Origin of the sequence: Devosia algicola (genome assembly GCF_028816455.1) — a bacterium.
GTDB classification, from domain to species: domain Bacteria; phylum Pseudomonadota; class Alphaproteobacteria; order Rhizobiales; family Devosiaceae; genus Devosia; species Devosia algicola.
This window is the reverse complement of the sequence record NZ_CP118246.1, coordinates 1,645,019-1,662,038: the sequence shown is the minus strand read 5'-3', so window position 1 is coordinate 1,662,038 and position 17,020 is coordinate 1,645,019. Positions and strand designations below refer to the sequence as shown.

The following is a 17,020-nucleotide window of genomic DNA, read 5'->3' as shown; positions in this document are numbered from 1 at the left end:
AACTTACGGACACGACGACCCTGATGGGACTTTAGCGCACGATTTGGTGCGCCCGTAGATGTTTTCTGCTTTGCTACTGGATCACCCCATGATCGTTCCCGATGCCGCTTCTGCCGTCGCTGAATCTCACATTGTACCCAATTCGCTGATCGTCCGGCCTGTTGATGCTGATGACGAGGCGTTTGTAGAGGACTTACAAGCCTTGGCATTTGGCCCGGGTCGCTTTTCACGCACGGCGTTTCGCGTGCGCGAACAATTTCCCATCGATCCCAGCTTGTCCATGATTGCAGAGGTCAATGGCACGCGTTGTGGTTCGGTGTGGATGACGCCTATCAGTGTCGGTGGCGTCAATGGTTACTTGCTGGGACCGCTGGCAACACACCCCGACTTTCGCAAACGGGGAGCCGGAAAACTGCTGGCGCGCGAGGTCAGCGCACGTGCATTGGCGCGCGGGCAGGGCCGGTTTGTGCTTCTGGTCGGCGATCAGGATTATTATTGCCCCTTGGGCTGGGAAACCACCACGCAGGGGGCCATCCAGTTTCCGGGGCCCGTCGATCCGACACGGGTGCTGCTGTTGTCTCCTGAAACCGGGCTTAGCAAGTCGCTGTCAGGGCCGATTGCATCCTATCAGGCCGATTAGTGCCTTTATCTCCCCGGCGTGACAAAAGGGTTGCTTGTCGGGGGTGTAGATTTGACAATCATTGGCTATGTTAAGGTCGACTGAGTTTGGTGATGTGGGACGCGCCGTGCTGATGGACGCCAGCATTATTGACAGTATCACAGGGCGTTTACTGGCGCATCCGCCTGGCTATGATGCCCATGGCGAATTGATCCCCGACTGGGCACCGAACCGGCCGTTTGATCGCCCACCCGTATATGCGGCTGTGTTGATCAGCCTGATCGCCCGGCCCGAGGGCCATACGGTACTCTATACCGAGCGTGCCTCCGGTCTTAGATCTCATTCTGGACAAGTCGCATTCCCGGGCGGCAAACTTGATCCAGAGGATTTTGATGCAGCAGATGCGGCGCTGCGCGAAGCGAATGAGGAAGTAGGCATGGCGCGTGATGAGACGCGCGTTTTGGGATATTTGCCGACATACTATACCGGCACCAATTATCTGATCACGCCGGTCGTGGCGGAGGTGTCACCAACGCATCCGTTCGTTCCCAATCCCGACGAGGTTCAATCCCTATTCGAAGTGCCGCTGACCCGTATTCTTGACGCGCGGACCTATGGGGCTTTTCGGGTCCGGCGCGACGGAAGGGAGCATCGCACCTGGCAGATCGACCATGATGGTCACAAGATCTGGGGTATTACCGCCAATCTAACGCGCCAGTTCTGCGACCGGGTCAACGGTGGCATGGCTCGATGAGCATTCCGGCGGAAAGCCGCCTTCATCAGGCAAACTGGCTACGCCAACGCGAGGTGCAGGACATTTTTGCCATGCTGGATGGCAAAAAGAGTCGAACGCGTGCGGTTGGTGGTATTGTCCGGGATACTATTCTTGAACGATTGACGAGCGACAACGACATCGACATGGCCACTGAATTGTTGCCTGACGAGGTTATGGCGCGTGCCAGATCCGCAGGGATCGCCGTCTACCCGACCGGGGTCGAGCATGGCACCGTGACGCTACGTCACGGCGAGGTAAGTGTCGAGGTTACGACGCTTCGCCGGGACCTGGTAACCGATGGCCGTCATGCCGAGGTGACGTTCGGGTCGAACTGGCGAGTTGATGCAGAACGGCGCGATTTTACACTCAACGCACTGTACGCGGACATGGATGGTGACTTGCTCGATCCGCTCGGTGGGCTCGGGGACTGTTTGAGCGGCCACGTAAAATTTATCGGGAACGCCAACGAGCGCATCGCCGAAGATGGGCTGCGGGTGTTTCGGTTTTTCCGGTTTTCCGCCAGCCATGGGAAACAAAATTTCGATGGGGCAGGGTTAGCGGCCTGTGGCGCTGCGGCGGGGCGTCTATCTCATCTGTCAGCTGAGCGCGTCGGGTCCGAAATGCTCAGAATGCTGGGCTTGCCGCGTATTGCGGTGACATTGGCAAAGATGAATGCAATCAGCCTGTTGTCGCTACCCGAGTACGCTATCGCGCCATTGCAAAGCTATGAGCGGCAGGTGAACAAGCCACTTTGCGCTGCTCGACTGGCCCTGATACTCGGGGCAGTTCCGGGGGACGGATTGCAGCGGCAATGGCGGCTGTCGAACGAGACGATGACGCAAGCGCAACTATTGCGACGCGCTGCGGCCCTGATCACTGCAATGAAATTGCACGAGGCGGCCTATCGGTATGGTTCTATCGTTGAGTCAGCGCTTGACGTTGCGGCCGCCGAGGCTGGTTGGGGCGAGGCGGGGAAAGCTGCAGTATTAGGCAATCTTGAAAAGATCACGCCGCTCCCCCTGCCGATCAGCGGGCGCGACCTGCTCGATGCTGGTTTTGCCCCGGGGCCATCTCTGGGACAGGCGCTCAATCGCGCCGAAACCGCATGGATATCAAGCGAATTTTCACTCGAACCAGCATCGCTGCTGTCGATTATACAATCTGATTAAACCAGTCGTTACTGGTTCGATTAGTGTGTACTGGGCCGCTCGTCGATGTCGACGATACGCTCCTTGATACGCTCAATCATGTCCGGGCGCACTTCGGTTTCCCCATGCATGTTTTTAAGATTTTCGACTGCGCGGCGAACAACTTCGGCCTCATTGTCAGCCTCGGCGCGCCATGTCGAACCCGGAATAAGCGAGCCTGAATCAAAACGCTTCATCTGCATCACCTCATTCGATTGTGGTCTATTCAACCACAACGCGCGCGGGTGCCGGTTGGTTCCCTAAAAATATCAGGGCCAGCGAACCTCCGGGGGCATGGATGAAAGAATCGCCTCAACATTGCCGCCGGTCTTGAGGCCGAAGGTTGTGCCGCGATCATAGAGAAGATTGAATTCGACGTAGCGCCCGCGCTGAACCAGTTGTTCGTGCCGTTCGGCATCGGTCCATGGTGTTTCGAAGTTGCGCCGCACCAGTTGCGGATAGATATCAAGAAAGGCCCGGCCAACGTCCTGGGTAAAGGCAAAATCGGCGTCCCAGTCGCCAGAATTGTGCTGATCGTAAAAGATGCCGCCGGTGCCGCGGGGTTCATTGCGGTGGGGCAGATAGAAATATGTGTCGCACCATTGCTTGAAATGCTCATAGTCGGCGCCCGGATGGGCGTCGCAGACGGTGCGCATGGCCGCGTGAAAGTCGATAGTATCAGGATCGGACTGACGCCGTCTGCCTGTCAGTACAGGTGTCAGATCGGCACCGCCGCCGAACCATTGCTTGCCGGTCACGATCATGCGGGTGTTCATATGAACGGCAGGAACGTGGGGATTGCAGGGGTGAACGATGAGTGAAATGCCAGCGCTCCAGAAACTGGCGCCAGCCTCGGTGCCGGGCATCTGCCTGGCGAATTCCTCGGAAAACTCCCCATGCACTACTGAAATATGCACACCTGCCTTTTCGAATACGCGGCCATTTAGCATCGACATTTCGCCCCCGCCGCCGGCGGCACGCTCCCACGGCGTTCGGGCAAAGCGACCGGCTGGGTGATCGCCAAATGGTCCCTGCACGTCGGCCTCGAGGGTTTCAAACGCTGCGCAAATCTGGTCGCGCAACTGGCGGAACCAGGCGGCGGCCATGGATTTCTTGTCTTCGATGTCGGCGGGCAGGGTCATGATAATGTTTTGAATCCATCTGTCTGACGTTTTGCTTCGCCAATAATAAGCGTCGCGGACAGCGCGACATTGATCGAACGCAAACCCGAACGCATTGGAATGCGGACGTGCAGGTCAGCACTGTCGGCCACATTACTGGGCACGCCGGCGCTCTCGCGTCCCAAAAGGAGGATGTCGTGCGCCGCATAGGTGACATCATAGGCCGATTGGCTGGCCTTGGTGGTCAACAATACCAGCCGCCTGTTGGCCTGTTTTCGCCAAGCATCAAATTGGGAAAAGCTGTTGTGCTCGTCAAAATCGGCATGTTCGAGATAGTCGAGGCCACTGCGTTTCATGGCGGCGCGCGAAAAATGAAAGCCGGTGGGGTGAATAATATGCAGGCGCACGTCAAGACAGGCGCCGAGCCGCAACAAGGTGCCGGTGTTGAGGGCGATGTCGGGCTGATACAGGGCGATTTCAACAGGCAATGTGCTGTTCCGGAACAATGGCGAGAGGCTGTGAGGTCGGGGTTTACGCCGATAGTGAGGCGGAGAACATGGGTATAGTGTCGCAGATATGCCTTGTCACGCCGGGGCGCTCTGGACAAGTGTCGGGGACAGTGCAAAAAGAACCGCGAATGACGGGCCGCTTGCGAGCGGACGGCAACCGATTCTGCGTGTGGGTAGAATCGGGTCCGCAGCTGGCGCGTCTTGAAGGTTTTGGACGGGGATCGCACCTTGGCTACGCAAGCAGAACATCAATCGACGCGGCGGGATTTTCTTTTCGTCGCAACTGGCGCGGTTGGCGCCGTGGGCGTTGGCGCCGTAGTCTGGCCGCTGATAAATCAAATGAATCCGGATGCCTCGACACTGGCTTTGGCCAGTATCGAATTTAGTCTGGTCGGTATCGAAGTCGGTCAATCCGTTACGATCCTGTGGCGCGGTCTACCCGTTTTCGTGCGCAACAGAACGCCCAAGGAGATCGAGGAAGCCAAGGCTGTGCCTTTGAGCGAACTCAAGGATCCAGCGACTGATGCGGAGCGCACCAAGGAAGGCCATGAAAATTGGCTGATCATGATTGCCAATTGCACCCATCTTGGTTGCATTCCCGTCGGTGAATCAGGGGATTATGACGGGTGGTTCTGCCCTTGCCATGGCTCGCAATACGATACGGCTGGCCGGATTCGCAAAGGACCGGCGCCCAAAAACCTGGTCTTGCCGCCGTATGAATTTCTCAGCGATACGCTGATCAAGATCGGTTAATGGGGGCGTTTCCGATGTCTGAACATTCGACTTATATTCCAGGCAGCAGCGTCGAGAAGTGGATCGACGATCGCTTGCCAATCATCAGGTTCTCCAAAGAGCATCTGATGGATTTCCCGACGCCAAAGAACCTCAACTACTGGTGGACCTTTGGCGGAATTCTGGCAATCATGCTGGTGGTGCAGATTATTACCGGCGTTGTGCTGGCGATGCACTATACGCCCAATATTGCGATGGCTTTCAATTCGGTTGAGCATATTCGCCGAGACGTCAATGGCGGTCGCATCATTCAGGCGGTGCACTCGGTTGGTGCGTCGATGTTCTTCGCGGCGGTTTATGTCCATATCTTCCGCGGCATGTATTTCGGGTCCTACAAGGCGCCGCGCGAAATACTTTGGCTGCTGGGTGTTCTGATTTTCGTCTTGATGATGGCGACAGCGTTCATGGGCTACGTATTGCCCTGGGGACAGATGAGCTTTTGGGCGGCTACGGTTATTACCAATATTTTTGATGCCATACCGGTGATCGGCGGACCAGTTCTTGAGCCTGCTGCGTGGTGGATTTGCGGTTGGCAATCCGACATTAAACCGCTTCTTCTCGTTGCACTATCTGCTGCCCTTCATCATTGCCGCCGTGGTGGTGTTGCACATCTGGGCTCTGCATGTCCCGGGCAACAACAACCCGGTGGGCGTCGAGGTCAAATCCGATCGCGATACCTTGCCGTTTCATCCCTATTATACGATGAAGGACCTTTACGGGATTGTACTGTTTGCCATTCCGTTCGCATGGTTCGTGTTCTTCATTCCCGATATTTTAGGGCATCCCGACAATTACATCATGGCGAACAGCCAGGTGACTCCGGCTCACATCGTGCCCGAGTGGTATTTCCTGCCGTTCTACGCGATCTTGCGCGCCATCGATTTCAATATCCTGTTTATCGATAGCAAGCTGGGCGGCGTGATCTTTTTTGCCGGTTCGATTGTTATTCTGTTCTTCCTGCCGTGGCTCGATAATGCCAAGACACGGTCGGGTACGTTCCGTCCGATGTTCAAATGGTTCTACTGGTTGTTTGTCGCAAACTTTGTCAGCCTGGCCTATTTGGGTGCGGCACCAGCCGAGGGAATATATGTGGTTTTGGCCAAGATCTGCACGGCCTACTACTTCATCCATTTCCTCATAATCCTGCCTGTACTCTCTCGCATTGAAACGCCGCGGCCCTTGCCGACCAGCATTTCCGAGAGTGTGCTCGGCAAAGCGCATTCTTGATGGCGGGGACCAGTCGTATGTTGAAGATCAAGACCATCCTCGCCGCTGTCGCCATGAGCGCCCTGTGCGCCGCACCAACGGTCGCTCAGGAGCATGATACCCCGCATATCGAGAAGCAGAACTGGAGCTTTGCCGGCATTTTTGGAACCTATGACACCAATCAGTTGCGTCGCGGTTTTCAAGTTTTCCGGGAAGTTTGCTCAAGCTGTCATAGCGCCAACCTGATCGCGTTCCGCACCTTGTCGGACGAGGGCGGGCCGCACTTTACCGAGGGGCAGGTCAAGGCGTTGGCTGCCGAATATGACATTGCGGATCCATCGACAGATAGTGGCACACGCCCTGGTGTAGCCGCTGACAAGTGGCCTGCGCCGTTCGTCAGCGAGCAGGAAGCACGCGACGCCAATGGTGGTTCGTTGCCACCCGATTTCTCGGTTCTGGCCAAGGCGCGTGGCGTCACCGACGCCTTTCCATGGTGGATAACCAATTATTTCACGGGCTATGCCGAGGGTGGTCCCGACTATATACATGCGTTGATTACCGGGTACAAAGAAACGCCGCCCGAGGGCGTCGATATCCCCGAAGGCAAGCATTACAACGCGATCTTTCCCGGCCACGCCATTGGTATGGCACCGCCACTTGCTGATGGTGTCGTTACCTATGTTGCAGAAGAGGGCCAGGAGCCGGTACCCGAGACTGTCGACCAATATTCAAAGGACGTGGCCGCCTACATGATGTGGATGGCTGAACCGGGTCTGGTTTCGCGCAAGGAGACCGGGTTCAAGGTCATATTGTTCCTCATCCTGTTTGCCGGATTGATGTATGCTACCAAGCGCAAGCTTTGGTCGGGTATAGAACATTAGACCGTTCGAACTTCTGGATGCGATTTGATCAGGGGGCCAATGGCCTCCTGTTTCGTTTGTTGAACGCAAAATAGATGGGGGCACTTGTCATTGGTTCTCAGGATTGCCAATGATGTTGTTAGTGCGGGTCCGCAAGGAGAGTCGATATGTCAGCCATGCGCGTTGCCGTCGTCGTTCTTGGCGCTGCCATTACTGTCAGTCGCAATCCTGCGATCCGCGCGGGTGTGCGGGCGGTGATGACAAATGACAAGGCGCGCGACACGGCTATCCATTTTACGCGACGGGCCGCCTACACCGCTGGCGTTGCGGCGCGGCACATTGTGGGCCGCCGGATTCAATAATTTCATCAGGTTATTCAATGACACTCGATCTAAAATCCCTCGTACGGACTATTCCCGACTATCCAAAAAAAGGCATTCTGTTTCGCGACATCACCACGCTGATTGAACATCCCGAAGGCTTCAAAGAAAGCGTTGAACGGATCGCTTCTGCACATCGGGGGTTGAATATTACCCATGTTGCCGGGATAGAGGCGCGTGGTTTTATTTTCGGTGCGGGTGTTGCGATTGCGCTTGGCGTTGGGTTCGTTCCTATCCGCAAGAAGGGCAAGTTGCCGGGCGAAACGATCGGGCAGAATTATGCGCTCGAATATGGCGTGGACACCATTGAGATCCACGCCGACGTGCTCAATGCGGACGACAATGTCCTGTTGGTTGACGATCTGATCGCGACCGGTGGAACCGCGATTGCGGCGGTAAGTCTGCTACGACGAACCGGCGCAACCATCAGCCGGGCAGCGTTCGTTATCGACTTGCCCGACCTTGGTGGCGCGTCAAAGCTGCGGGACGAAGGGGTCGAGGTCGACGAGCTGATCAGTTTTTCGGGCGACTGAGTTCACCACAAATTCCGTCCATCTATCTCCAGGACTGGTAACTTCGCCAAATCGAAGTCGTTGAAAAGCCGGACATTGACGCCGATCTTGCGCGCCTCAGGCACCGTTGGCGTGTCGCTTCCGATATCGGCTTCAGACCAGTCCGGTGTGTCGCCATAGGTGTTGGTGCCGCAATGGGCGCAGAAGTGGTGCAGGTTGAGCCCATTGGGCGCGTAGACCTTGTCGCTATCGGCAGCGAGGATGCGCACTTCGTCGGGTCGATAATAGGCCCAAAGGGCGCCTGCCTTGGAACAATAGGTGCAGTTGCAGGCTGTGGCGTTATCGGGCGCGCGGTCGACTTCGATACGGGTGGCGCCGCAATGGCAGGTGGCAGTCAGGGGCATGGCAGTTCTCCTTTGCCATGCAGCATATTCGGTGGATGCGTCAATTTTTGACAGCAGTATCAGGCCGCGATGTCCTCGCGCGCATCGACCAGGCAAAATTGATTGCCCTCTGGATCTCGCAGGACAGCGTAGGTTGGCAGCATCTGGACGATTGCGGCTCCTGCAGCAGTGAGGCGTTCGACCTCCTGAGCGCGGTCCGCGACCAAAATGTCGAAATGGACGCGATTATTGTCAAAACGTCGCCCCTCGACATTCTGAAAACATATGCTGGGACCGGGGCCATCAGCAAAAACCACCGTGTCCGTTTCCGGATTGAAGCCCAGTGTGGCGAGACGATCGACTGCGAATTGATCATCGTCGCGCACATGATAACCCTCCAGAATCTCGGCCCAGAAACTGGCCAGATTGGCGGGATTTTCACAGTCAAAGACAATTTCCTGTATCGAACCCATAAGTGGTCTCCTTTGGCGATCCACAATAGTTAACGACAAATTGCGGCAAGACTGGAGCAAGGAAAACCGGCGCGAGATTCGCGCCGGTCCGATCGTCAGTTCGGTGCTTTTTTGCCCAGCAAATCACTGAGACTGGGTAAATTCGTCTTGTATGTCTTGGATTTAGCGTTCTTGCGACCGCCTGGTTTGGCCGTCGGTAATCTGGAGCCGTGGCGCGGCACCTTGTTGTTGTGCGGCACATTGGTTGGACGTTGGAAGATGTTTTTTGGCATGATAAAGCCTTTCGCTCCGTGCCTCGTGCAGTGAGGCGAACGTTGTTCGATAGACGCGCGTGCCCGTAAGCCGCGCGGTGAGCATGGATTTTGGTTGGACGTCCGAATCAGGTCGGTGAAGCCACAGGATTGCGCCGCTGTAACGCATAAGCCTGAAAGTTCATCGTCGGAACGAGGCCATGCGCCATGGGCCACATTGAGATGCGGGCAGGGCACTAGCGGGCGTCCGGGGCGATGATCAAATCATTTCAGGCTGAACCTCCTATGGGGAGCCATAAAATAGCCCGGTGAACCAGATTTGGTCAATGGCGTGGATCAGCGTCGTGTGCACACCATGACAATGGCGCTGGAACTTTCCAACTGCATGGAGGGGCCACGGGCTGGATCGTTGACCAATCTTCCGGCCACAATACCGGCATTTGCAACCAATGGTCCATCGGCGAAACCGACACCATCGGTGTAACCGGTTATTGCGCCTATTCCCGATGATTTGTCGCCAAAGCTGCTCGAGGCAAAACCATAGCCGTCGCCGTAAATCGAGAGCATGCCCGCCGTTATGCCATTGGCGGTGCATCCCCAATTGCCAACATAGGATTGTGCTGACGCAGTAGAAACGGCGGCGGTGGCGATTAGGGCAAGGGCGATGATTCGGCGCATGGCACAGAGATTGGCGGGTTGAGGCACCGCTTTCAAGTCATACGAGACAGGGCGCGGCCGAAAAAAGGAACTTTTGCCAGTCCCTGCAAAAGCCTCAACCTGGTCGGCACAGTATAGTCGCGCAGCTTGGAGAAACTGATCAGTTCGGCAGTATAAACAGTTTCGCCATGCTGATTGACAGCGGCGATCTGGTTGAACAGGACACCCCAACCCGGAATGGAGTTGGAACGTCTCTTGCTGGTAACGGTCAGCGAGAATGTGACGGTGTCACCCGGACGGACCGGTACCTTGAAGGTCATGGCGTTGACGCCGGGCGACGGGCCGGCAACGCCAGGCTCTTTACCGAGGGCGCGAAGGCGTTCTGCCTCGGCCGATAGGGCGTCGACCATTTTTCGTTGCCCGATGCAGACCGTGTGCCAGCCGCTGGCGACGAGGCCGCCGAAGTGACTATGGCGAGCCGCTTCGGGGTCGATGTGGAAATATTGCGGGTCGTACTCGGTAGCAAAGTCGATAATTTCGTCGACGGAGAATTGGTGGCTACCCAGATCGAACGCCTCATTGAGGGTGATATCTTCAAACCAGCGGGTCATTGGGCGCGCACCTCGACCAGATTTGCCAGACGCATGGTGAGAACCGGTAGATTTTTTGATTTCGAACATCGAAATCCAGTGTGACAATGCCCCATTGCTGGTGGCTATCAGAGCGTCGCAAATTTGTAATGGTGATGGTGCCACCTATGGTGTCTCCGACCATGACCGGGTTTTTCCATTTGAGATGGGAAAATCCCAGTCCGCCTGCAGATGCAATGTCGGCGAGGAAACTATCAACCAGGGCCCGCAGACTAAGCGCACCGGTTTGCCAGCCACTGGCGGCCAATCCGCCGAGCAGTGACGCCTTGGCGGCTGCTTCATCGAGATGAAACGGCAATGGATCGAACTGGCGCGCGAAACCGGTGACCATCTGTTTGTCGACTTTGGTCTTGGCGAGCGTGATGATTTCACCGACGGCCAGGTCTTCGTAATGTCGGCGAGTCGCGGTTACAGGATTGGTCATTTGGCTGCCCTTAACGTCAACGCGACATTGCACGATTTGTCCTTTTTGGGCAAGCATTGGCCGTGCTATCGATCACGAATCGGACTGGCCGCGCTGTGGAACGCGCGTCCAGTCCGATTCAGGCGGCTAGAGCCAGCCCAGCAATACGCCGACGCCACCCACGGCGACGGCGCCGCCAACGAGTTGCGCGATCAGCTTGCCGCGCGTTGCAAAAATCCGGTTGGTGCCGGCTGCGGCGACAATGCCGGTGGCGTGGAGAAGTGCCGTAGCGCCAACAAAACCGGCGGCGTAGAGTGCACCGGCGCTGTTTGCGGGCATTTCGGCGCCGTGAGCCTGACCGTGAAAAATTGCAAAACTGCCGACCAACGCCATCGCGCCTGCCAGTGGCATCGGGCGCCCGAGGGCGGCGGCGGCACCGATGATGATGCTGGAGGCCGCAATCGCCAGTTCGACCATCGGCAGGTCAACATCGGAAACACCGAATAGAAAGCCGACAAGCATCATGGCGACAAGGCTCAATGGCACCAAAATCAGGGCCCGGCCGCCCAGAACATAGGCGAAAACACCTACCGCCAGCATTGCCAGTACGTGATCCACGCCACCGAGCGGATGAACAAAGCCGTGCATCAACCCAAGCGTGCCTGTCGTGTCAGGATGGGCGAAAGCGGTTGCAGGAAAAAACAGGGCAAGGCCCAAAGCCAGAAGAATACGCATAATGCTCCTTAATGGGACCCACCGTCCCGTGCGTGTTGGTTGGAATGGTCGGTCTCCTGACTCCAGACCAATCCTTGCCCGCCTTCCCAGCGCAAACCAGTGGTTGGATGTTCCCATCCGTGGGCAAAGTGTCGTCTGTTACAGTCGCGGGGGCGGCGCCGGTATCTCACCGGCTTCCCGTTTCCATTCACAATTGGAGGTGTTACAGAATTTGCTCTAATATGAAAGCGGTGGCCGCAATATTAGCGCAAAATGACAGGTATTTCGTCACACTGCGAGGGTGAGTGCCAGTTTGGTCCATGTGACATCAGGCTTACCAAAGTTGCTGGCCTGATCGAGCAGGCAGAGCGTCGGCGTCATGCCACAGGTTGCCGCGAGCGCAATGGTCTCGGTTGCAGTAACATCAAACATGCGACGGCCAGACGGGACAGGTCCATGGCGTAAGGACAGGATTAGAGTCGCTGCGGGCTTAAGCAGGCGCGCAATGACAGGCATAGCGGTTTGGCGTTCAGCCAGATCCAGATGCATCCAGACCGCCGTCATCATGATGAGATCGAATTTATGGGCACGACCGACAATTGTGGCAAGCTGTGGCAGGCCATCGTCGATCCAGGTAATGGCTGGATCAGGATGGAGTCTCGCGGCGAGGAGGCGGAACGCGTCAACCGGTTCTACGGCAATCACTGTATGTCCTGCGGCGGCAAAGCCTGCCGCATCTCTACCAGTGCCCGCACCAATATCCAGAATCATGGCGGGCGCCTTGGGGAATAGGTGCGCCATATGACGGTGGACGTCTGCGAATTCACGGCTTTCATAGCTGGCAGCAAGCGCTTCGGCGGTTTCGGAGTAACCTTGAGTGCTTGGAGATTTCATCTCGGTCCCGTTGCGTCAGATTGGATCGGCGGGCCTCTTCCCGGCCATGCAACCATCGCCCTTATAGCCCTGAAACCACAAATTGCTAAGCTGGAGCGTTTTTTTGCGACGAGCGCTGGTTCAAGTATTAAACTTGAACAACATGACGTCGCCATCCTTGACGACATATTCCTTGCCCTCGTCGCGGGCTTTGCCCGCCTCCTTGGCGGGTTGCTCGCCGCCCAGGGTGACGTAATCGTCATAGGCGATAGTCTGGGCGCGGATGAAACCCCGTTCAAAATCGGTATGGATGACACCGGCCGCGGCCGGCGCCTTGTCACCCTTGTAAATGGTCCAGGCGCGGGCTTCCTTGGGGCCGACGGTGAAGTAGGTTTGCAGGCCCAAAAGACCGTAGGCTTCGCGGATCAGCCGGTTAAGGCCAGGCTCATGCAGGTCGAGGCTCTCGAGATATTCAGCCTGTTCCGCGTCGGGCAGTTGGGCGAGCTGGCTTTCGATTTCGGCGGAGATGACGACCGTGGCGGCGTTATGTTGTTTGGCATATTCGGCCACTTTTTCGGTCATGGCATTGCCGGTCGCGGCGGCGCCTTCATCGACATTGCATACATAAAGAGCGGGCTTTGAGGTCAGGAGTTGCAGTTCCTGAAAAGCTTTTTCCTCTTCATTGGAACGCTCGACATGACGGGCGGACTTGCCCTCCTGCAGCAACAGAAGCGAGCGATCTATCAGATCGAGTGCCAGTTTGGCTTCCTTGTCATTGCCCTTGGCCTTTTTCTCAACGCCGGTGCGACGGCGCTCAAGACTTTCAAGGTCAGCCAGCATCAGTTCGGTTTCCACCACTTCGGCATCGGCCAGCGGATCAACGCGGTTTGCGACATGAATGACATTGTCATCTTCAAAACAGCGCAGCACATAGGCGACGGCATCACATTCGCGGATGTTGGCCAGGAACTGGTTGCCAAGTCCTTCACCCCGGCTGGCCCCTTTTACGAGGCCCGCAATGTCAACAAAGCTCATGCGGGCCGGCAGTTTGGTCGCCGACTTGCCGATTGTTGCCAATTTGTCGAGGCGCTCGTCAGGCACCGACACTTCGCCGACATTGGGCTCAATGGTGCAAAATGGAAAGTTTGCGGCCTGCGCGGCGGCGGTGCGGGTGAGCGCGTTAAAAAGTGTCGACTTGCCAACGTTAGGCAGGCCAACAATGCCCATTTTGAAACCCATGGGAAACTCCTAGAAATGTTGCCCCTGACATCGTTCGGATAGCGCCATATGTCAATGCGCCATGGCGCCATTTGGACAGATGGCAATGTTTGCTATTCAGTTGGGCCGAAGGGCGGTTCGGCGAGGGGAGGGCCAAAGCTCAGCATCCAACATTAGTCGGATTTGAAGAGTTTTTGAGCATTGACGCCATCGGCCCCGTACTCGGTATGAGCGTAGTGGGTTTGGCGGCGCGAGCCTGGCGGATATGGGATTGGGCTTTGGGGGCTGGTTTTGGTGACGCGTCGGGTCTGGTGGCCACAGCAATCTTGTTCATAAATCCAGCATCGTCATCGCGCAGCAGCAGGCCGATATTTTCGGCAATGGCATCGAGCATGGGTTCAAGCCAGTCCTGGTCGGCCTTGGCGAAGTCGCCGAGAACATGGTGGGTGACAAACTCCTTGCCTGGATGACCGATACCGAGCCGAACGCGCTTATAATCAAGGCCGAGCTGGGGATCGATGGAGCGCAGGCCATTGTGGCCCCCATTGCCGCCACCGACCTTGACGCGAAGCTTGCCCGGGGTCAGGTCGAGGCTCATCATAAAGCACGATGACGTCTTGAGGGGCGATCTTGAAGAATTTGGCCGCTGCGACGACGCTGTCGCCCGAACGGTTCATGAAGGTTTGCGGTTTGAGCAACATGGTGCGCTGGCCATCGATTTCGCCATCGGCCAGCAGGCCCTTGTGCTTGGAACGAAATGGCGAAAAGCTATGGTGGCGCGCGATCTGGTCTGCCGCCATGAAGCCGATATTGTGACGATTATGACGATATTGATCGCCGGGATTGCCCAATCCAACCACGAGTTTCACACGCGCTCTCCAAAATGAACGAAGGCGACCCTTGGGCCGCCTTCAATGAGCAAACTACAGACGGATCGGAACTATTCCTTATCGTCTTCTTCTTCTTCGGTTTCTTCAGGCGCTGCCTCGGTCTCTTCGACCTCGTCATCGCCAGCAGACTTAAGCGCCGATGGTGCAACGATGGTAGCGATGGTCGCGTCGTCTTCGTGGCTATGATCAAGAACGCCCTTAGGCAGCGTGATCGAAGACATGTGGACACTGTCGCCAATGTCGAGACCGGTCAGGTCAACCGTGATCTCTTCGGGAATATTGTCAGCGCTGACGTTCAGATCAAGTGTATGGTGGACAATATTGAGCGTACCACCGCGCTTGAGGCCTGGGCTGGCTTCTTCGTTGATGAAATTCACATGCACCTGGACATTGAGCTTGGTGCCCTTGCCAATGCGCAGAAAATCAACGTGCATTGCAAAATCCTTGACCGGATCAAGTTGATAATCACGCGGGATCACCTGGTGCTTTTCACCATCAACATCAAGCGTGAGGATGTGAGAGAGAAAGCCGCCCGAATAGATGCTCTTCATTGCATCCTTGTAGGCGATCGAAATGGTGACGGGGGGCTTCTTGTTGCCGTAGATAACAGCAGGGATTTTACCCTGACGACGCAATTCACGAGCGGCCCCCTTGCCGACAAGCGAACGCGCCTGAGCCTTGAGCTCTTTAGTCGCAGCCATGGAACTATTCCATTCTGGTTGGTGTATGGGCCATTACAACACCATACGCGCCGTCCTCCAGGGGTGACGAGCGCTTCATGGGCGGGCTATAGCCCAAAGCGGAACACTGGGCAAGTGGATGGTGAGGTTCGGCGGGCTAGTCGTCCCGCAGGCCATGCAATTGTTGATGCAGATATTGTCGCACAGCGTCGTCGCTCGACAGGCCAATGGCCAGTGTCAGGGCTTCATAGGCATCATCTTTGCGACCCGCCCGCGCGGCCAACTGGCCACGCGTGGCCCAATAGGGTTGGTAGGTTGCCATGCGGGGGTCGCCGGCAAGAGCCACGATCCTGTCATGGGCGACTGGCGCTCCCTCGGTTTCGGCAAGCGCTGCTGCGTGGTTCAGCGCCACGACCGGAGAGGCGACAATGGTCTGCAGATGCCCGTAGAGCGCGACTATCGCGGGCCAACTGGCCTGACCTGAAAGGCGGCGGGCGACGTGGGCGGATTGGATTGCCGCCTCAATCTGGTAGCGCCCACTCGGTCCGCCCTGGTTAGCCACGTGCAGGAGCGTTTCGGCGCGATCAATACGCGGGACATCCCAAAGACCAGTGTTTTGCTGCTCAAGCGGGACAAATGCGCCACTGCCGTCGCGGCGGGCGGGTCGGCGCGCTTCAGCGTAATGTATCAGGGCCAGCATGCCCTTGGCCTCGGGTTGATCGGGCAAGAGTTGCACCGTTAGGCTCGCCAAGCCACAAGGCTTCGTCAACCAGTTTTGGGGTGCTGCCGGGTTCGATTTCGTCCCAGCCCCTTGCATAGGCGGCATAAACCGCTTCCAGCACTGCGTTAAGGCGGCCAGACAGTTCTTCGCTGGGTGGGATAGCAAAGGGTATTGCCATGGATTTGATCCGCGATTTGGCGCGGACCAGACGCTGACTCATCGTAGAGGGCGGGATCAAAAAAGCCGCGGCGATATCGTGAGCGGGTAGGCCCAAAATGGTTTGCAAGATCATCGGCGCCCGCATCGGCTGATCGATATCAGGATGGGCGCACGCGAACATCAAAGCCAGACGGCGGTCTGGAATGTCGCCCGACGCGGTGGTAGCTGCTTCAAGTTCTTCGGCCAAAAGGCCAAGGTGCTCCATGGCTCGCTCGCGCGTTTTGTATCGGCGAAGCGCATCGGTTTGGCGGCGGCGGGCGACCGTTAGCAACCAGGCATCGGGGTTATCAGGCACGCCGTCGCGGGGCCAAAGACGCAGGGCGGCTGCGAAGGCGTCTGCCAATGCATCCTCCGCCCCGGGCAGGTCGCGCGTTCGTGCGGCAAGAAAAGCCACAAGACGACCGTAGCTTTGCCGGGCGATTTGCTCGGCAATGCGATTTGCGCCAGTGTTTTCGTGGCTCGACATCAGCCGACTATTCGGCGCGAGATCGGCCAGATAGGTCGCACTTCGATGGTGCCATGGCGCGCTGCCGGGCACCTGGCTGCCCATTGGATGGCCTCGTCGATGTCGGGTACGTCAATCATATAATAGCCGCCCAACTGTTCGCGTGTTTCGGCATAGGGTCCGTCGAGAACTTGAGTGCCGTCGTCGTTTACACGCACGCTGGCGGCTTCGGCAGTGGGACGCAGGCGTTCCCCGCCGACCAATATGCCCGCCTTGGCCATGGCACTGTTGTAGGCGTGGTAGTCGGGGCTCATGCCGGTTTCATCGGCAACAGTGGCGGCGTTCATCTTCGATTCGTCGCCGTGGATCAGTAGTAGATATTTCATCATAGTCTCCTTGATGAGCACGAGGCGACAGGCCCCGATACTACAATGACGTGGCAGAGGCGGCAATTTCGACTCGGGCGATAATTTATTTGCGCC

General features: G+C 57.0%; 23 protein-coding genes, 2 pseudogenes and 1 riboswitch. Of the genes and pseudogenes, 8 read left to right on the top strand and 17 right to left on the bottom strand.

The window, feature by feature from the left end; all coding sequences use genetic code 11:
* The first annotated feature begins 88 nt into the window (after positions 1-88).
* The 3 genes from PSQ19_RS08885 (at position 89) to PSQ19_RS08875 (ending at position 2,563) form a co-directional block, all read left to right on the top strand.
* On the top strand, positions 89-640 hold the full coding sequence (locus PSQ19_RS08885; RefSeq protein ID WP_282220486.1) for a GNAT family N-acetyltransferase: 552 nt from the start codon (positions 89-91) through the stop codon (positions 638-640).
* Positions 641-707: 67 nt separating this feature from the next.
* Complete coding sequence (locus PSQ19_RS08880; RefSeq protein WP_282220485.1) at positions 708-1,373, top strand: CoA pyrophosphatase; 666 nt, start codon at positions 708-710, stop codon at positions 1,371-1,373.
* Positions 1,370-2,563, top strand: coding sequence for a CCA tRNA nucleotidyltransferase (locus tag PSQ19_RS08875; RefSeq protein WP_282220484.1), 1,194 nt, complete (start codon positions 1,370-1,372; stop codon positions 2,561-2,563). The genes PSQ19_RS08880 and PSQ19_RS08875 overlap by 4 nt, the downstream gene beginning before the upstream one ends.
* Before the next feature lie 20 nt (positions 2,564-2,583).
* Here PSQ19_RS08875 and PSQ19_RS08870 read toward each other — a convergent pair whose 3' ends face one another.
* The 3 genes from PSQ19_RS08870 to PSQ19_RS08860 form a co-directional block, all read right to left on the bottom strand.
* Positions 2,584-2,778 carry a DUF1059 domain-containing protein gene (locus PSQ19_RS08870; RefSeq protein WP_282220483.1) on the bottom strand — a complete coding sequence of 65 codons (195 nt, stop codon included), beginning with the start codon at positions 2,776-2,778 and terminating at the stop codon, positions 2,584-2,586.
* Between the two features lie 72 nt (positions 2,779-2,850).
* Positions 2,851-3,723, bottom strand: a complete 873-nt coding sequence (gene hemF, locus PSQ19_RS08865; RefSeq protein ID WP_282220482.1) for an oxygen-dependent coproporphyrinogen oxidase — start codon at positions 3,721-3,723, stop codon at positions 2,851-2,853.
* Positions 3,720-4,190, bottom strand: coding sequence for a tRNA (cytidine(34)-2'-O)-methyltransferase (locus PSQ19_RS08860; protein WP_282220481.1), 471 nt, complete (start codon positions 4,188-4,190; stop codon positions 3,720-3,722). Before PSQ19_RS08860 ends, hemF begins: the two co-directional genes overlap by 4 nt.
* A gap of 249 nt (positions 4,191-4,439) precedes the next feature.
* On the opposite strand from PSQ19_RS08860, the gene petA reads away from it, so the two are divergent.
* The 5 genes and pseudogenes from petA to PSQ19_RS08835 all read left to right on the top strand — a co-directional run bounded on the left by petA (position 4,440) and on the right by PSQ19_RS08835 (position 7,982).
* Positions 4,440-4,964 carry a ubiquinol-cytochrome c reductase iron-sulfur subunit gene (gene petA, locus PSQ19_RS08855; RefSeq protein WP_282220480.1) on the top strand — a complete coding sequence of 175 codons (525 nt, stop codon included), beginning with the start codon at positions 4,440-4,442 and terminating at the stop codon, positions 4,962-4,964.
* A gap of 14 nt (positions 4,965-4,978) precedes the next feature.
* Positions 4,979-6,230 (top strand): annotated as a pseudogene (locus tag PSQ19_RS08850) (cytochrome b).
* 17 nt (positions 6,231-6,247) lie between these two features.
* Entirely contained in the window at positions 6,248-7,090 is an 843-nt protein-coding gene (locus PSQ19_RS08845; RefSeq protein ID WP_282220479.1) for a cytochrome c1, read from the top strand.
* Positions 7,091-7,236: 146 nt separating this feature from the next.
* Complete coding sequence (locus PSQ19_RS08840) at positions 7,237-7,431, top strand: hypothetical protein (protein WP_282220478.1); 195 nt, start codon at positions 7,237-7,239, stop codon at positions 7,429-7,431.
* Between the two features lie 17 nt (positions 7,432-7,448).
* Positions 7,449-7,982 (top strand): adenine phosphoribosyltransferase, encoded by a 534-nt coding sequence (locus PSQ19_RS08835; protein ID WP_282220477.1) that lies wholly within the window; start codon positions 7,449-7,451, stop codon positions 7,980-7,982.
* A gap of 2 nt (positions 7,983-7,984) precedes the next feature.
* On the opposite strand, the gene PSQ19_RS08830 is transcribed toward PSQ19_RS08835, so the two are convergent.
* The 14 genes and pseudogenes from PSQ19_RS08830 to PSQ19_RS08770 form a co-directional block, all read right to left on the bottom strand.
* A complete protein-coding gene (locus tag PSQ19_RS08830) occupies positions 7,985-8,365 on the bottom strand; it encodes a GFA family protein (RefSeq protein WP_282220476.1) in 381 nt (126 codons plus the stop codon).
* Positions 8,366-8,424: 59 nt separating this feature from the next.
* Entirely contained in the window at positions 8,425-8,817 is a 393-nt protein-coding gene (locus tag PSQ19_RS08825; RefSeq protein WP_282220475.1) for a VOC family protein, read from the bottom strand.
* A 95-nt stretch (positions 8,818-8,912) separates the two neighbouring features.
* The gene (locus PSQ19_RS08820) at positions 8,913-9,089 is read right to left on the bottom strand and encodes a hypothetical protein (protein WP_282220474.1); all 177 of its coding nucleotides are present in this window, start codon (positions 9,087-9,089) and stop codon (positions 8,913-8,915) included.
* A gap of 315 nt (positions 9,090-9,404) precedes the next feature.
* Positions 9,405-9,773, bottom strand: coding sequence for a hypothetical protein (locus tag PSQ19_RS08815; protein WP_282220473.1), 369 nt, complete (start codon positions 9,771-9,773; stop codon positions 9,405-9,407).
* 5 nt (positions 9,774-9,778) lie between these two features.
* Positions 9,779-10,336 (bottom strand): MaoC family dehydratase, encoded by a 558-nt coding sequence (locus PSQ19_RS08810; protein WP_282220472.1) that lies wholly within the window; start codon positions 10,334-10,336, stop codon positions 9,779-9,781.
* Positions 10,320-10,799, bottom strand: a complete 480-nt coding sequence (locus PSQ19_RS08805; RefSeq protein ID WP_282220471.1) for a MaoC/PaaZ C-terminal domain-containing protein — start codon at positions 10,797-10,799, stop codon at positions 10,320-10,322. The genes PSQ19_RS08810 and PSQ19_RS08805 overlap by 17 nt, the downstream gene beginning before the upstream one ends.
* Before the next feature lie 126 nt (positions 10,800-10,925).
* Complete coding sequence (locus tag PSQ19_RS08800) at positions 10,926-11,513, bottom strand: HupE/UreJ family protein (protein ID WP_282220470.1); 588 nt, start codon at positions 11,511-11,513, stop codon at positions 10,926-10,928.
* 31 nt (positions 11,514-11,544) lie between these two features.
* Positions 11,545-11,738, bottom strand: a riboswitch (cobalamin riboswitch).
* Positions 11,739-11,780: 42 nt separating this feature from the next.
* On the bottom strand, positions 11,781-12,386 hold the full coding sequence (locus PSQ19_RS08795; protein WP_282220469.1) for a class I SAM-dependent methyltransferase: 606 nt from the start codon (positions 12,384-12,386) through the stop codon (positions 11,781-11,783).
* 120 nt (positions 12,387-12,506) lie between these two features.
* On the bottom strand, positions 12,507-13,604 hold the full coding sequence (gene ychF, locus PSQ19_RS08790; protein ID WP_282220468.1) for a redox-regulated ATPase YchF: 1,098 nt from the start codon (positions 13,602-13,604) through the stop codon (positions 12,507-12,509).
* Between the two features lie 139 nt (positions 13,605-13,743).
* Positions 13,744-14,452, bottom strand: a pseudogene (pth, locus tag PSQ19_RS08785) (aminoacyl-tRNA hydrolase).
* Between the two features lie 71 nt (positions 14,453-14,523).
* A complete protein-coding gene (locus tag PSQ19_RS08780; RefSeq protein WP_282220467.1) occupies positions 14,524-15,174 on the bottom strand; it encodes a 50S ribosomal protein L25/general stress protein Ctc in 651 nt (216 codons plus the stop codon).
* Between the two features lie 136 nt (positions 15,175-15,310).
* Positions 15,311-15,889, bottom strand: a complete 579-nt coding sequence (locus tag PSQ19_RS19365; RefSeq protein ID WP_328517753.1) for a DUF6596 domain-containing protein — start codon at positions 15,887-15,889, stop codon at positions 15,311-15,313.
* Positions 15,828-16,559, bottom strand: coding sequence for a sigma factor (locus tag PSQ19_RS19360; RefSeq protein WP_328517752.1), 732 nt, complete (start codon positions 16,557-16,559; stop codon positions 15,828-15,830). The genes PSQ19_RS19365 and PSQ19_RS19360 overlap by 62 nt, the downstream gene beginning before the upstream one ends.
* Positions 16,559-16,927 carry a YciI family protein gene (locus PSQ19_RS08770; RefSeq protein ID WP_328517751.1) on the bottom strand — a complete coding sequence of 123 codons (369 nt, stop codon included), beginning with the start codon at positions 16,925-16,927 and terminating at the stop codon, positions 16,559-16,561. Before PSQ19_RS08770 ends, PSQ19_RS19360 begins: the two co-directional genes overlap by 1 nt.
* Positions 16,928-17,020 lie beyond the last annotated feature (93 nt).